This window comes from Weissella fangxianensis (assembly GCF_024718545.1).
Taxonomy (GTDB): Bacteria; Bacillota; Bacilli; order Lactobacillales; family Lactobacillaceae; genus Weissella; species Weissella fangxianensis.
Genome location: NZ_JAMXDB010000037.1, coordinates 1 through 15987, shown reverse-complemented (window position 1 = coordinate 15987; position 15987 = coordinate 1). Strand labels below are relative to the sequence as shown.

The window sequence follows — 15987 nt, the reverse complement described above, 5'->3', positions numbered from 1 at the left end:
GGATTTGTTAACCAAATTATTTACTTTTTCATAATTCGTCTACAACTATTTAATCGTCACAAAATTAAATTAAACTTCATGAACTTATTAACACAAAAAACGACCATGAATCTGACATAATCTGTCAGATTCACAGTCGCTTTTCACAAACCTAATTAATCGATTTTACTGTTTTTCACGCTATTTGACACAGAGCCATTATAAATCACCATGGTTACAACCTCATCAATTGTTTCGCCACTGCCTTACTAACATGACTGTACCAGTAATTGTACCTAGCATCAGCATGATTTGAGCAAATAACGATTTGTCTGCCATAATCGTCACACTAACAACAAGCGCTAATACGATGACTATGAAATAAATACAGGCATCTTCAATTTGCTCGGTCAACATATACTATATTTTCTCCCTTACTTGAACCAAGCATCAACCTTTGATTGGTTGTTCTTAATCCAAGTGTTTGCAGCCTTCTTGGCTGACTTACCATCTTCGATATCAAGCATAACTTCACCCATGTCTTCCTTGGTCCACTTAAAGTTCTTTAGAACCTTGTATGCATCAGGCTTGTCCTGCTTCAAATCTTTACGAGTCATTGTCTTTATTGATTCGGTACTACCAAATGATTGCTTTGGATCCTTCAAGTACTTCAAATCATACTTTTGGAACATCCAGTGTGGTTCCCATCCAGTAACAACAATATCTTGCTTTGCTTTAATTGCTTTACCTAAGGCAACAGTCATCGCACCAGATGATGAAGGCGTAACTTGCCAACCTTGATCACCTATGCCGTAATCCTTAAGGGCTTTTTCAGCACCCTTAGTAACACCAGCACCTGGCTCAATGGCGGTAACCTTCTTACCGGCTTGATCTTGCAAATCAGCAATTGAATCAACATCCATATACTTTGGTACAACTAAACCAGTTTTAGCACCTTTCAAGTTAGTACCAGCTATATCAATGTCATCCTTATATTTCTTATATTGTGCACCGTGAGTTGTTGGTAACCAAGCAGATACAGATGCGTCTGCCTGACCATTAGCAACTGATTGCCACATGATTGAATTATCAAGTGGTGTTAAATCAACGTCATAACCATGTTGACGCATTGCTTGGACCAAAACATTGCTTGATGCAACCTCTGAATCCCATTGCACATAAACCAACTTGATTGATTCCTTCTGTGAACTACCAGAAGTTAATGATGTTACCACACCACCACCAATCATAGCAACCGCTACAGCAAGGGCTGTCCAACCCTTCCAGTGATGCTTAGCTGGTTCCGCTGACGCCTTGTCTTCAGGTGTACGGTTAAGTTTTTGTGTAAAGCGATCAATAATAATTGCCAAAACAACTAATGAGAATCCATTAACAAATCCTTTACCAATATCAGCATTTTGTACGGCTGACAGAACACCACGTCCTAATCCTGGTGCACCAATCATTGACGCAATAACAACCATTGAAAGTGCTAGCATCAACGTTTGGTTAATTCCAGAGAAGATAGTTCCTTGTGCAAGTGGTAACTCGACCTTAAATAACTTTTGCTTTCCAGTTGATCCAAACGAATCAGCTGCTTCAACTAAGTCATTAGGTACTTGACGGATACCCAAGTTTGACATACGTACTGTTGGTGGCAATGCGAAGATAACTGACGCAAATACACCGGGAACAACTCCGATACCAAAGAATGCAACCGCCGGAATCAAATAAACAAAGGCGGGCATTGTTTGCATAAAGTCTAGGATTGGCTGAATGATCTTATTGACCGTTTCGTTCTTAGCCATCCAAATTCCAAGTGGAACACCAATAATAACTGATATCAAACTGGAAATAATAACCAAGGTAAACGTATTCATCAAGTCTGACCAGAGACCTTGATTTTCAACAATCAACAAACCGATGAATGTAAAGAATGGCACTCCCCACTTCTTACCAAACATCAAAATTGAAAAGATTGTAATACCAATAATGAATAACCAGACTGGAATTGCTGATAACGCACCAGTCATTGTATCCATCACAACATTTCCACTGCTTTGAATAGCATCGAACAGACCATTTAGGTGATCCGTTAACCAGTCAACTCCTGAGTCAACCCAAGGACCTAAAGGCAACTTAGGAAATAAATCTGCTAGAACAAACATTTTATACTTCCTCCTTTGCATCTACTTGAGTTGGCTCGGATTCAGCATGTTTCTTTTCAACTTCAGCTTCAACAGCTTCAGCTTCATCTGATTCGCCACGTTCGGCTAATGCTTCAAGCACACGACCACGAATCAAAATACCACGTAAACGACCATTTTCGACAACAGCCAATGGCGTTGGTGAATCATAAATCAATGGCATAATGTCCATAACTAACATATCTGGCTCAACAGTTGGAATCTGCTTAGCAACATCGGCTAGGGCTAACCCTTCCGTACGTGCTCGGATAGCATCCTCACTGGTAATGTAACCACGGAATTGACGACGACGATCAACGGCAATCAATCCCGAAACCTCTTCGGTACGCATCTTCTTTAACGCAACGTTAGGACCATCCACTTCAATGTTAGTAAACAATGGATTAATCATGATGTTTTCAGCTGTCAAAACCTTTGAACGATCGACATCTTCAACGAAGGCACGAACATAATCGTTAGCAGGTTGCGTAACAATCTCTTCTCCAGTACCAACCTGAACAACTTCCCCGTCCTTCATAATGGCGATACGATCACCAATACGAAGAGCCTCATTCAAGTCGTGGGAAATAAAGATAATCGTCTTTTGGTATTGCTCTTGCAAATCTAATAACTCATCTTGCATATCACGACGAATCAACGGATCTAGGGCTGAAAAAGCCTCATCCATTAGTAGTATTTCCGGATCGTTGGCCAATGCACGCGCTAACCCAACACGCTGCTGCATACCTCCAGATAACTGACTTGGATATTGATCCTTAAATGCTAACAAATCGGCGTTTTCTAAAGCTTTTTCAGCTTTTTCACGTCGTTCAGACTTAGGTACACCCTTTACTTCAAGACCATATTCGGTATTTTGCAAAATAGTGCGGTGTGGAAATAATCCAAAACTTTGGAAAACCATGCTCATTTTTTTCCGTCGAACATCAAGCAATTTTCCCTTATTGAGTGCCGAAACATCTTCGTCGTCAATATAAATATGACCTGATGTTGGTTCAATTAATCGATTCAATAACCGGGTCAATGTTGATTTACCTGAACCAGAAAGCCCCATGATAACAAAAATTTCACCCTCTTCGACAGACAAGTTAGCGTCATATACACCAACAGTCGATCCTGTCTTCTTTAAGATTTCAGTTTTTGATTCATGTTGTTCAACCAACTGTAATGCTGGCTTAACACGCTTTCCGAAAATCTTAGTCAGGTGTTCAATTTTTACCTTTGACATATATTTTCTCCTCCTACTTGTTCGAAAGACATACTGTCCTCGCTAAGTGACAACTCTATTTTAAACATAAGGTTGTCACTTTAGTCAAATTATACCATCTATACCAATGTTATGCAAATATTAAGGTTATTGTGCCATCAGTTAATTATATAACCGTACCAATTATTTTAGGAAATTGCAAAAAACAGACGTTTAACGCTTTATATGGTATTCTATAGTTATATGACTAATTTTAGGAGGATTTTATGCCAACCATTAAGCAACCTCGCTATCGAAGAATCGCTTTACGAATTGCTGAACAGATTAGTAATGGTCAACTACAAGTCGGTAAAAAAATTCATGCGCGATCAACACTCGCAACTAATTATGGTGTATCTTCAGAAACTGCTCGTCGGGCAATTAGTATTTTAGAAGACTTAGGTATTGTCGAAACCCATCATGGCAGCGGTGCCATCATCATTTCTCGCGACAAAGCACAAGAATTTATTAATTCAGAGAGTGATGCTCAAAATTTGCAAAACCTACAAACCGATTTAGTTAAGCAAATTGCCAATCAAGAAGAAGGATTAGCAACCCTAACGCAATCACTAAACGCCTTTATTGAACAAACACAATATTACAAAAAACACAATCCATTCAGACCATATGAATTAAAGTTAACTAAAGATTCGCCAATGTTTGATAAAACTGTTAGTGAATTAAACTTTTGGCATCGGACTGGTACGACGCTAGTTGGCATTCTCCATGAAAACCGCTTGACGCTGTCACCTGGTCCATACGCCAAAATAGAAAAAGATGACACGCTGTACTTTGTTGGTAACGAACTAAGCGTGCAAAATGTCTACAATCTCTTTTATGAATAATTGTTCAGTTAAAAATATACAAAAAAGAATTGCTGATTCAAATTCCTCACTAGCAGAAATTTATCATTCAGCAATTCTTTTTTATTATCCTTCAAAAGCCGTTGTTAATGGTGGTACAACCTGCTTCTTACGTGAAACAACACCAGGTAGTGATGCACGTCCGTCAGTCAATGTTACCCCAAATGCAGCTGCTACCTTGTCTTGGTTTTCACCCAAAACAAGAATATCTGAGTCTGAATCCAAGATGTTAGTAACAACGAATACAAATGTACTATAACCATCTTCTGCTAATTCAGTTTCAATTGCGGCTGCGATTTCATCGCGGCGAGCAAATACATCATTAACATCCACTGTGTTAACTTGACCAATCCGGACAGTTTGTCCAGCTAGTTCAAATGACTTAGCATCCCCATCAATTAAGTCCTTTGCTGACTTAGTTGAGAGATCCGTTCCGGCCTTTAACATTTCCAAACCATAAGCTTCATAATCATCCAAACCAGCAATCTTTGCTAGTCCTTCTAATGCTGGCTTATCCGCAGATGTTGTCGTTGGGCTCTTTAATAAAAGCGTGTCAGAAATGATTGCTGAAAGCATTAAACCAGCAATCTTTGCTGGAATTTCAATACCAGCGTCTTTGTATTCATAATAAAGCAAAGTAGCAACTGAGCCTAATGGTTTATTAATGAACCACAATGGCGCAGCTGAAGTGAAATTGATCTTGTGATGATCATATACACCAGCTACTGTGACATCAGCTAAATTAGCAACTGATTGGCTTGCCTCATTGTGATCAACCAAAACGACTTCTTCAGTGTCGGCTTGTTCAATGACACGGGGTGCTTCTACTTTAAAATAGTTCAATGCATATTCAGTCTCCGCATTGGGTGTTCCCAATGCAGCAGCTTCTGTATCAACTTGATAAGCTTTATTTAAAAAGTAAGCTGCAGAAACCGCAGATGCAATTGTGTCTGTATCAGGATTTTGGTGTCCAAAAACCAATGTCTTAGTCATCAGATAATTCTCCAATTCATTATTTCTTTATCATTATTATTAATAATACACCATTTTTAATGATGAAACATCCAGAAAACTTTAATTTTCCACTTTTGTCTTATCATATAAACGAATACTTACGGGTTTGCCATCAGTTGCAACATCAATGATAAAACTACCATTACTATATCGTTGACTCAGCCCGTGATCCTTAGGTGACACGTCAAACTGCTTGCCACGGCTAGTAAAAATCGATAATGGCGCTGGTGTCTGCTGATCAACAACGATAGTGGCCACGATTTCATGGGAATCCTTCTTTAACTCCCTCATAATAGCAACCCCTTTGCGAGCACGACTCGTCACGGGTATTTCATCAACTGCCATCCACTTAAAGGCACCACGGTGCGTAATAATAGCCAATGCTTGCTTTGCCGTTACAGTTGCCATACTAACGATGATATCATCAGCAGCTAGGTTCATTGCTTTTACACCTGCTGTACGATTACCAGACGTTGGTACTTCATTGACATCATAACGTAAACCGACCGCATGTCTTGTTGTCAGAACAACAGTACGATTACTTGTTGCTCCTACGGGTAGATACTCTAGGCCAACTATATCTGCATCATCAGCTTTCAACTTCATATAGACGGTACTGCGCTTTTTATAGGTACTTCGAGGTGTTAAATCTTCAAAACTAAATTGCTTAATATAACCGTCGCTTGTCGCACTTAGCCAAGTGCCTTCTAATGCATTAATATCATCCACAACTTCAACACGAATAATCTCCTCATCAGTGACGAAGCCACTTATTGATTGTGATAAATGTTCACCAGGTTCTTTCCACTTAAATTCAGGTAACTCGTGAATAGGTCGATAAATGACGTGTCCCTTGTTGGTAAAGATAAACATATGCTGTAACGTGTTAACACGATTAACAAACAGCGGCTCATCATCATCACGCAGCCCGTTTTCATCACCTGATGCTTTATACGAACGCAATGACGAACGCTTAACATATCCCATTTTTGATACAAGCACCGCAACATCCTCATCAGCAACAGTTACAGTTGAATCATACTTCAATTCTTGAACGTCTGTTTCAATGGCTGTTAGTCGCGGTGTACTATAATTCTTTTTAATGGTTTTTAATTCTTGACGCAATTCTTGTCTTAATACTTTAGGCTCTGACAAGATAGCATTAAAATGCGTGATTTGGTTAGATAACTCTTCAAATTCTGCCTGTAATTGTGTCACATCAGTATTCGTTAATCGATACAATTGCAAAGTGACAATGGCTTCTGCTTGTTCAAGTGAAAAATCATATTGATCAACTAAATTCTGCTTAGCACTTTTACGATTTTCCGAACTACGGATCGTTGCAATCACTTGATCAAGAATCGAAAGTGCTTTGATTAAACCAGTCACAATATGTTGACGTTCTTTTGCTTTACGTAAATCATATTCCGTTCGCTTGGTAATAAGTTCAACTTGATGGTCTAAAAATGCCTGTAAAGCAGTTTTTAGTCCTACTCGTTCTGGACGTAGATCATGAATCGCCACCATATTAAAATTATAAGTAACTTGCAAATCAGTTCTCTTTAACAAATAAGCTAAAATACCTTGAGCATTTGCATCTTTGCTTAATTCAATAGCAATTGATAGTCCATCACGATCAGACTCATCGCGCACTTCAACGATTCCTGATACATCTTTATTTAAGCGCAACTCATCAATCTTTTTAACTAAGTTTGCTTTGTTAACTTCGTACGGAATCTCGCTGACTTGAATTTGTGATTTACCACCCTTTAAACTTATGATTTCAGTTTTTGAGCGGACAACAATTCGACCACGACCATTTTTATAGGCGGATTTTATACCATCAACGCCTTCTATGATCCCCCCAGTTGGGAAATCAGGACCTTGAACAAAGCCCATCAAATCTTCTAAACTCGCTTTTGGATGCGCCAACAGATAAACCAATGCATCAATCACTTCTCCCAAGTTATGAGGTGGGATGTCTGTTGCATATCCAGCGGAAATTCCAGTTGCTCCGTTTACTAACAGATTAGGAAAATGAGCTGGTAAGACTGTTGGTTCATATTCGGTATCGTCAAAATTCAATACCATATCAACAGTATCTTTTTCCAAATCACGTAACATTTCACCAGCTAATTTCGACAAACGCGCCTCTGTATAACGCATAGCCGCTGGTGGATCATTATCGATTGAACCATTGTTTCCATGCATTTCAACGAGTGGTGCCCGTAATTTCCAGTCCTGAGACATGCGTACTAGTGCCTCATAAATTGAAGAGTCACCATGTGGGTGGAAATTACCCATAACATTTCCAACTGACTTTGCAGATTTACGGAATTGTTTATCAAAAGTATTACCATCTTTATTCATGGCGTACAAAATACGGCGTTGTACGGGTTTCAACCCATCACGAATATCTGGTAATGCACGCTCTTGAATGATGTACTTCGAATAACGCCCAAAGCGGTCACCCATAACTGCTTCAAGGCTTAATTCTTGAATATTACCAATTTCTTCCATTCAATCTCACTCCTTTTTGTCTTGCCAACTTTCGATAATCGGCGTGACAAATTCTTTGCTTTGTGAACTAAGCTCTTCATTTTGAACTGCCTCATCAAGTAGGGTATCCCCCTCTTCAACTAAGTTAAAGGCAACATTACTTTCAATCCATTTACGACGAGGTTCAACCTTGTCACCCATCAATGTGGTCACCCGTTTTTCAGCTAGCATCGCATCATCAATCTTAACTCGGATTAGGGTACGCTGTGTTGGGTTCATTGTTGTCGCCCAAAGTTGCTCAGCATTCATTTCACCTAGTCCCTTAAAACGTTGTAATGTATAACCACGACCAATCGTTTCTTCTGCCTCAACTAGTTGATCATCAGTCCAAGCATACTCGATTTGCTGTTGCTTCCCCTTACCTTTACGTAACATGTACAACGGTGGCAGTGCAATATAAACCCTACCCTCATCAATTAATGGTCGCATATATTTATAAAAGAAAGTCAGTAATAGTGTCTGGATATGGGCACCATCATCATCCGCATCGGTCATAATAATGATTTTATCGTAATTTGCATCAGCTACTTTAAACTCAGGACCAACACCAGCACCAATGGTATAAATGATTGTCGATATCTCTTCATTCTTCATAATATCTGGCAATTTTGCTTTTTCAGTATTCAGTACTTTACCACGTAACGGTAAAATTGCTTGGAATTTACGATCACGACCTTGTTTTGCAGAACCACCCGCAGAGTCACCCTCCACTAGGAACAGTTCATTTTTATTAGCATTTTTCGATTGGGCAGGCGTTAATTTTCCAGATAATAAGCGTTCACTTTTACTTTTCTTTTTACCAGAACGAGCCTCATCCCGGGCTTTCCTGGCTGCCTCGCGCGCTTCCCTAGCTCGAAGAGACTTGCGAATTAAGTTCTGAGAAAATTCACCATTTTCCATTAAGTAGAAACCAAGTTGCTCAGTGATAATGTTATCAACAATTGTCCTGGCCTCAGGTGTTCCCAGTTTCTCCTTTGTCTGACCTTCAAACTGAAGAATATTTTCTGGAATTCGCAATGAAATCACTGCTGACAACCCTTCGCGAACATCCGAGCCTTCAAGATTCTTGTCCTTATCTTTTAGCAGGTTTACGCGTCGAGCATAGTCATTGAAGGCTTTGGTCCAGGCTGCTCTCAAGCCCGCCTCATGGGTACCACCATCTGGCGTCCGTACATTATTTACGAAAGACATCATCGTTTCAGAAAAGCCATCATTGTATTGTGCGGATACTTCAACTTCAACACCTTGCGCAGTGCCATCAAAATACATGATGTCACCTAAAGTATCCTTATCTTCGTTCAAATAAGCGACAAAGGCCTTAATTCCTTCCGGAAAATGATACGTTTCGGTTTGTTCTTGCCCTGACCGTTCATCAGTTAAGGTAATTTTGACATCACTGAGCAAAAAGGCCGACTCACGTAATCTTTCGGCTAACGTATTAAAATTATAAATCGTTGTTGAAAAAACTTTAGGATCTGGTTTAAAAGTAATCGTCGTCCCAGAAGCTTCCTTTGTTTTACCAATCTTTTTTAATGTGCCATCAGGATGACCACCGTTTATAAAATGTTCCTGATATTTCACACCATCTCGTACAATCGTAACAACTAAGTCACTAGATAATGCATTAACAACCGAAGAACCGACACCATGTAGACCTCCTGACGTCTTATAACCACCCTGGCCGAATTTTCCACCAGCATGCAAAACTGTCAAAATAACCTCTGGTGTTGGTTTACCAGATGAATGCATTCCTACGGGCATACCACGACCATGATCTACCACTGTAATGGCATTATTTTCATGAATGGTTACATTGATTTCATCACCGTAACCGGCCAATGCCTCATCAACAGCATTATCAAAAATCTCGTACACTAAATGATGGAGACCTTTTCCATCTGTTGATCCAATATACATCCCCGGTCGTTTACGAACTGCCTCGAGTCCTTCTAAAACTGTAATGGAATCATCCGAATAATCATTTTTCTTTGCCATGGACGTTTCCCTTTCATATAATTTAACTTGCAATTTAATGCGTTTCAGTTTTCATAATAGCTCAAAACTAACCTCTGACGCAATACTATTAAAAAAATTTAAAGTCTCAACCTTTAGAAACATGCTAGAATAGATATCGTTCTGTAATTCAATAGAACCATGAAATTATTAAAATACATTTAAGGAGATATCGTTGTGACGATTTTTCATTTTATTATTAGTTTTATTTTGGCCTACTTGTTTGGGTCTATTCCAACAGGATATTGGATTGGAAAGATTTTTTATAAGAAGAATATATTAGAATTAGGTTCAGGAAATATCGGCACCACTAATACTTTTAGAACATTAGGTCCAGTACCTGGCACAATCGTCTTAATTATCGACTTATGCAAGGGAATACTAGGTGCTTTGATGGCCACTATCTGGGGACCAGCACCCCAATGGTCTTTCATGGTTGTCGGTTTAGGCGCTATCTTAGGTCACACATTCTCTATGTGGATTGGCTTTAAAGGTGGTAAAGCAGTTGCCACCTCTGTTGGTGTCTTGTTACTATATAGCCCTTCTATGTTTCTAGCTGCCGTCATCGCTTTTATTTCATCCATTTTGCTTACTAGTATGGTCTCAATTGGTTCAATGCTTGGCTTTACTATTGTCACCTTACTATCAGCATTTTGGTTACATGACTGGTTACTAACAACGATTGCCCTCATACTAACAATATTCGTATTTTACCGACACCGTGGTAATATTAAGCGAATTTTTAATGGTACTGAATCAAAGGTCCCATTTGGACTAGGCTATTGGTTATCAAAAAAATAATAAATAAAACTCTCTCAGAATGTTAGTAACGATAACTTTTACAGGTTATCTACATCTAACTTACTCTGAGAGAGTTTTTTTATTTATTATCTTTTTCACTTTAAAAGAATGATAGTGAGTATGAACCAGTAAATGTTTGTGCTGGCGCTAAATTATTAATTGCATATTTATGATTGATAATACCATCAGCATCAACAGTATCCGCGATTCCCCACCAAGGCTCTAAGCAAACAAAGGGCGCATCTTTACCGTAAGGTGTCCAAATACCCAAATACTTTGCATCCTGCACGTGCATGGTGATTCCATGAGACTCATGTAACTTAGCCAAGACAACCGATACAGGGTTGCTATCTAGTCGTAAGATAATGGCATCATTTTTATAATCATCATAGCGTAAACGTAAAGGTATGTCCGAATTAAACGTCGTGTCTAAATTATTGTCTAGATAAGGTCCGACTAACTTTGAACGTGAATATTTACGAGCTGGGTCAACATTGACATAATAGTCGGTAAATTTCTCACCTTCTTCAAGTGGGACACGGAAACCCGGATGACCACCGACTGAGAAATAAATGTCATGCGTATCAGTGTTGGTAACAACATAAGTAACTCCCAACATATCTTGATCAGTCAACCGAAAAATAATATCAAACTGAAAATGGAACGGATAGATTGACCGTGTCTCCTCTGAATCTACTAAACGAAGTCTAGCCATTGTGCTAGTTTTCTCTACCAAATCAAATTCATTGTCACGGGCAAAGCCATGTTGAGTCATAAAATAAGTCTTATCGCGATATTTATAACGATCTCCTTTTAGACGACCAACAATTGGAAACAAATTAGGTGCATGGCGCCCCCAAAAATTAGGGTCTGCTGTCCACATGTATTCTAAGCCAGTATCACGTCTCGTAACATTCGTAAGTTCCGCACCCATTTCCGATATCTTAACGATTATATTTTCATTTTCAAGTTTAACTGACATAACCCCTCCAAAATAACTAGATACTACCATAATAATAGCAAATAAAATTGGTCTTTACCAATTTATTATATGCTAGTCTGAAGCTCTTGGAAAAAAATTACGATAACTTTTCTGCAAATTTTCCGTTGTTACGTGTGTATAAATTTGGGTCGTACTCAAACTGCTATGTCCTAACAGCTGTTGTACTGTTCTTAAATCAGCCTGATTGTTTAAAAGATCAGTCGCAAATGTATGTCTAAACATGTGGGCAGTCACCTCTTGAGTCAAGCCTGCTTTTTTACCAATCTGTTTCAAAATATACTCAATCCCAGCCGTAGTAACTGGTGCCCCACGTTGGTTCAAGAATAATTTATTAGAAGGTTCATCTTGCTTACTTACTAATACAGGCCTCCCCGCCTCTAAGTAAGCTACTAAAGCATCAGCTGCATAACGACCAAATGGTACAATACGAGTCTTGTTACCTTTTCCAGTAATCGTCGCAATACGTGCCTTACTATCAACATTCTGCAAGGTCATATTGGCAATTTCTGAAACACGAGCCCCGGTGCCGTAAAGCATTTCTAGTAATAGCTGATTTCTAAGGCCAAGTGCGGAGTTGTCCTTTGCCACCACATCAAACATGCTATTTAATTCCTTCTGATAAAAATAACGTGGTAAATGCTGGCCTGGTTTCTTTAAAACAATACCTACAAAGGGATTGTCGTTCACTAATTCATTATTAACTAAAAATCGGTAAAAACTACGTAAAGAGCTAACTTTTCGAGCAATGGTCCGTGACTCATCACCCTTTTCATATAGTTCGGATAAAAACACACGTACATCAAACGATGTAATATCTGCTAGAACAATCTCTTTAGTAGTTTGCGTCCGAGCCAAAAATGTCAGGAACTCCGAAATATCCCCTTGATAAGCCTTTTGCGTGTCATCCGAATATTGTCTCTCAATACGAAGATAGTCTAAAAAAAGTTGTTTTTCATTTTCAGCTTCACTTACTGTCATAACTCAACCTTTCACTCAATACACCATCATTTTGAAGACTTTGTTGTTTCTTTGTTATGTTCTTGATTTTCGTTATCGTTATCAGTCTCATCTTTAGGAGTTGTACCATCTGGTAACGTTTTCTCAGTTGGCTTTTCCCATGATACAAAATCACACTCGGGATAACGTGAACAACCATAAAACTTACGACCACGCTTTGTTTTACGTTCAACGATTTGTCCTGTTTTACATTTAGGACAAAGTAAACCAATTTCTTCAACAATCGTTTGTGTATTCCGACAATCTGGGAACCGTGAACAAGCATAAAACTTACCATAACGGCCTAATTTTTTAAGCATTGGCGCACCACAAATATCACAATCAAATCCGGCTAATTCGTCCTTTAAGACAATCTTTTCCATTTCTTTTTCAGCTGTCTCTAGCTCTTTTGAAAAAGGTGTGAAGAAATCATCAACAACTTTAACCCAATATTTTTTGCCAGCTTCAACACTGTCTAAGTCAGTCTCCACTTTCGCTGTAAATTTGATATTCGTAACATCTGGGAAAAATTCCTGCACCGTATTTTGGACAAGTTCGCCTAATTCAGTTGGTACAAATTTTTTTGTATCCAAACGAACATAGGCACGACGTTGAATGGTCTCGATCGTAGCTGCATAGGTTGACGGACGACCAACGCCATTTTCCTCTAGTGCTCTCACTAAGGTTGCCTCGGTATACCGAGCAGGTGGTTGTGTGAAATGTTGCTCAGGTGACATTGATACCATATCAACAACGTCACCAGTTGCCAAGCTAGGTAACTTGTTATCTTTATTCTTTGCAGCTGGGTAGGCCTTTGTAAATCCAGCAAACTTTGTTTGTGACCCATTAGCACGGAAGGTCACCCCATTTTGTTCAATGGTTACTGCCATGGTTGCTAAAATTTCTGGAGTCATTTGACTAGCAACAAAACGTGACCAAATTAACTGATATAGTTTAAATTGCTCATTTGTTAGCTTATCTTTAATAGATGCTGGCGTTCGGAATACTGAAGTTGGTCGAATGGCCTCATGGGCATCTTGTGCACCTTCCTGTTGTTTACCTTGTACCGGTTTTACCGCAGCATATTCTGAACCGTATTCATCATTAATAAACGATGATGCCTCTGTTTTAGCAGTGTCAGACAAACGAACTGAATCCGTACGCATATATGTTATCAATCCAACTGTGCCATTTTTACCACCTAGATTGATACCTTCATACAACTGTTGGGCCGCCATCATCGTTTTACGAGTTTTAAAGTTTAACTGTGTATTCGCTGCTTGTTGCATGGTTGATGTTGTAAATGGTGGCTGAGGATTACGCTTACGATCCTTCGTCACAACATTGGTCACATTGAATGGGGCCGTGCGATCCATCTTTTTTAAAACTTCTTGAACGGCATCATTATCAGGTAATGACGTCTTTTTGCCATCCAGGCCATAAAATACCGCTTTAAATTTCGTCCGGCTCTTTTTAAACATTGTGTCTAATGACCAATACTCATCGGGCTCAAACGCTTGTATTTCTTGCTCTCGTTTGATAACGAGTCCCAAAGCAATTGATTGCACACGACCAGCCGACAATCCTTTTTTTACTTTCTTCCATAGAATAGGTGATAATGAATACCCAACTAATCGATCTAAGATACGACGGGCCTGCTGCGCATCAACAAGATCCATGTCAATTTTTCTTGGATGCTTAAAAGCATCTTTCACGGCATCCTTTGTTATTTCATTAAATACAACACGATTATCACTAGAATCTAAGTCAAGATCCAAAATATGTGATAAATGCCAAGCGATTGCTTCTCCTTCTCGATCCGGGTCGGATGCTAAATAAACATGTTTAGCTACTTTAGCTTCTTTTTTTAATGATTTAATAATATCGCCTTTACCGCGTATATTAATGTATTTTGGTTGATAGTCATTTTCGATATCAACTCCCATCGTTGACTTAGGCAAATCACGAATATGACCAATACTAGCGACAACCTTATAGTTGCGTCCAAGATACTTTTCAATCGTTTTTGCCTTTGAAGGTGATTCAACAATCACTAAATTCTTTTTTTGCTTCGTTTTTTTCTTCGCTCGAGATTTAGTTTGTGTTTTTGTTGATTTCACCGCACGCGCCTTTTTTTCTTTAACAGCTGTCTGTGAAGCCAATTGCGTGCACCTCTTTTCTTATAGTTTATTTTTTATTATTTTGATTAGCTTAAGTTCCTAACAATATTGTACTATACACTATACAGCAAAGCTTTGCCAAATGCCCATTGTATGATACAAGCAACAAGTTAGTAAAAATTGGCAAATTCTAAAATGATTTGTTCTACTAACAAAACGGGTGTCGCCCCTGCCAAAATCAATTCATTGGTTCCCCTAGAAGTTGGCACATCAACCCGACCAGGTAGCGCCATAACCGTACGATTTTGGTCCAATGCTAGCATTTCTGTAATGAGTGAACCAGACCTTTCCTTAGCCTCAATAACCAAGCAAACTTGAGATAATCCCGAGATAATACGATTTCTTTCTGGAAAATGTTGACGCTTTGGCCCTTGCCAAGGTAAATATTCCGATAATAGTAGCCCTTCGTGACTAATAATTGACTGAAGTGGCTCACAACGCTTCGGATAAACTTGGTTAAGACCTGTCCCTATAACCGCAATCGTTTTTCCTTTTGCTTTAAGCGTTGCACGATGTGTTAATTCATCAATTCCTGCAGCCAGCCCAGAAACCGTTACCAGACCAGCACTCACCAAATCGGGAATCCATGATGACAAGACACCTTGTCCATACTTTGTTGCTTGCCTAGAGCCTACAATAGCTACTGATGGTTGTGTAAGTAATGATAAATCGCCTTTGTAAAACAAACAAATAGGCGCATCGATACATTCATATAGATATATCGGATATTCTTCATCACAAATTGCGATGAATGTTTGCTTCCGTAATCGTTGCCAGTCAATTTGCCACTTCGTGTGTTTAAACCAAAAAGTTGCTGCATCCCGCTGCGGTTGACGCATTTTACTAATTGTCAGAATTTGTTGCCATGGTAATTTTAATAATTTATTGTCCCGCAAATAAATCCAGATGCGATACCGTCCTTTTATACTCAACCCCGGAACCATTAATAACCACAATAAAAAATCACGTTGTGCCATAATATATCTCCTTTCTAAAAAAGGAGGCTCTATACTTTCTAGCGTGAAACTAAAAATTTCACGCTTTTTATTTCGCCTTTTTCACAAACAAAAAGACACCAATAAGATACCGGCGTAAAATGTAATCGACGAAAAAAAACAGATACGAGGTA

12 protein-coding genes are annotated in these 15987 nt (G+C 39.0%); 2 read left to right on the top strand and 10 right to left on the bottom strand.

The window, feature by feature from the left end:
* Positions 1–225 precede the first annotated feature (225 nt).
* Genes NGR58_RS08445 through NGR58_RS08435 form a run of 3 tightly spaced genes read right to left on the bottom strand, consistent with a single transcriptional unit; the run spans position 226 to position 3411 of the window.
* The gene (locus tag NGR58_RS08445; RefSeq protein WP_258089093.1) at positions 226–396 is read right to left on the bottom strand and encodes a hypothetical protein; all 171 of its coding nucleotides are present in this window, start codon (positions 394–396) and stop codon (positions 226–228) included.
* 17 nt (positions 397–413) lie between these two features.
* Positions 414–2147: an ABC transporter permease/substrate binding protein gene (locus NGR58_RS08440; RefSeq protein ID WP_258089092.1), complete on the bottom strand. Its 1734-nt coding sequence runs from the start codon at positions 2145–2147 to the stop codon at positions 414–416.
* 1 nt (position 2148) lies between these two features.
* Entirely contained in the window at positions 2149–3411 is a 1263-nt protein-coding gene (locus NGR58_RS08435; protein WP_258089091.1) for a quaternary amine ABC transporter ATP-binding protein, read from the bottom strand.
* A gap of 245 nt (positions 3412–3656) precedes the next feature.
* Between NGR58_RS08435 and NGR58_RS08430 the strand changes: the two genes are divergently transcribed.
* Positions 3657–4274: a TrkA C-terminal domain-containing protein gene (locus NGR58_RS08430; RefSeq protein WP_258089090.1), complete on the top strand. Its 618-nt coding sequence runs from the start codon at positions 3657–3659 to the stop codon at positions 4272–4274.
* Between the two features lie 84 nt (positions 4275–4358).
* On the opposite strand, the gene NGR58_RS08425 is transcribed toward NGR58_RS08430, so the two are convergent.
* The 3 genes from NGR58_RS08425 to parE all read right to left on the bottom strand — a co-directional run bounded on the left by NGR58_RS08425 (position 4359) and on the right by parE (position 9860).
* Positions 4359–5285 carry a manganese-dependent inorganic pyrophosphatase gene (locus tag NGR58_RS08425; RefSeq protein WP_258089089.1) on the bottom strand — a complete coding sequence of 309 codons (927 nt, stop codon included), beginning with the start codon at positions 5283–5285 and terminating at the stop codon, positions 4359–4361.
* An 81-nt stretch (positions 5286–5366) separates the two neighbouring features.
* Entirely contained in the window at positions 5367–7826 is a 2460-nt protein-coding gene (gene parC / locus NGR58_RS08420; RefSeq protein ID WP_258089088.1) for a DNA topoisomerase IV subunit A, read from the bottom strand.
* 6 nt (positions 7827–7832) lie between these two features.
* Complete coding sequence (parE, locus tag NGR58_RS08415; protein ID WP_258089087.1) at positions 7833–9860, bottom strand: DNA topoisomerase IV subunit B; 2028 nt, start codon at positions 9858–9860, stop codon at positions 7833–7835.
* A 195-nt stretch (positions 9861–10055) separates the two neighbouring features.
* Between parE and plsY the strand changes: the two genes are divergently transcribed.
* Positions 10056–10679, top strand: a complete 624-nt coding sequence (gene plsY, locus NGR58_RS08410) for a glycerol-3-phosphate 1-O-acyltransferase PlsY (protein ID WP_258089086.1) — start codon at positions 10056–10058, stop codon at positions 10677–10679.
* A 100-nt stretch (positions 10680–10779) separates the two neighbouring features.
* On the opposite strand, the gene NGR58_RS08405 is transcribed toward plsY, so the two are convergent.
* From NGR58_RS08405 to dprA, 4 genes are all read right to left on the bottom strand, one after another.
* Positions 10780–11661 (bottom strand): aldose 1-epimerase family protein, encoded by an 882-nt coding sequence (locus tag NGR58_RS08405; protein WP_258089085.1) that lies wholly within the window; start codon positions 11659–11661, stop codon positions 10780–10782.
* 72 nt (positions 11662–11733) lie between these two features.
* A complete protein-coding gene (gene xerC / locus NGR58_RS08400) occupies positions 11734–12660 on the bottom strand; it encodes a tyrosine recombinase XerC (protein ID WP_258089084.1) in 927 nt (308 codons plus the stop codon).
* Positions 12661–12686: 26 nt separating this feature from the next.
* On the bottom strand, positions 12687–14798 hold the full coding sequence (gene topA, locus NGR58_RS08395) for a type I DNA topoisomerase (RefSeq protein WP_258089094.1): 2112 nt from the start codon (positions 14796–14798) through the stop codon (positions 12687–12689).
* A 170-nt stretch (positions 14799–14968) separates the two neighbouring features.
* Entirely contained in the window at positions 14969–15835 is an 867-nt protein-coding gene (dprA, locus tag NGR58_RS08390; RefSeq protein WP_258089083.1) for a DNA-processing protein DprA, read from the bottom strand.
* Between the last annotated feature and the right edge of the window lie 152 nt (positions 15836–15987).

What these genes read in the sequence shown, in the direction of transcription:
- NGR58_RS08440 (WP_258089092.1), bottom strand. Translation starts at nt 2,147, where the DNA reads ATGTTTGTTCTAGCAGATTTATTTCCTAAGTTGCCTTTAGGTCCTTGG.
- NGR58_RS08405 (WP_258089085.1), bottom strand. Translation starts at nt 11,661, where the DNA reads ATGTCAGTTAAACTTGAAAATGAAAATATAATCGTTAAGATATCGGAA.
- NGR58_RS08445 (WP_258089093.1), bottom strand. Translation starts at nt 396, where the DNA reads ATGTTGACCGAGCAAATTGAAGATGCCTGTATTTATTTCATAGTCATC.
- NGR58_RS08430 (WP_258089090.1), top strand. Translation starts at nt 3,657, where the DNA reads ATGCCAACCATTAAGCAACCTCGCTATCGAAGAATCGCTTTACGAATT.
- NGR58_RS08425 (WP_258089089.1), bottom strand. Translation starts at nt 5,285, where the DNA reads ATGACTAAGACATTGGTTTTTGGACACCAAAATCCTGATACAGACACA.
- parE (WP_258089087.1), bottom strand. Translation starts at nt 9,860, where the DNA reads ATGGCAAAGAAAAATGATTATTCGGATGATTCCATTACAGTTTTAGAA.
- dprA (WP_258089083.1), bottom strand. Translation starts at nt 15,835, where the DNA reads ATGGCACAACGTGATTTTTTATTGTGGTTATTAATGGTTCCGGGGTTG.
- parC (WP_258089088.1), bottom strand. Translation starts at nt 7,826, where the DNA reads ATGGAAGAAATTGGTAATATTCAAGAATTAAGCCTTGAAGCAGTTATG.
- xerC (WP_258089084.1), bottom strand. Translation starts at nt 12,660, where the DNA reads ATGACAGTAAGTGAAGCTGAAAATGAAAAACAACTTTTTTTAGACTAT.
- NGR58_RS08435 (WP_258089091.1), bottom strand. Translation starts at nt 3,411, where the DNA reads ATGTCAAAGGTAAAAATTGAACACCTGACTAAGATTTTCGGAAAGCGT.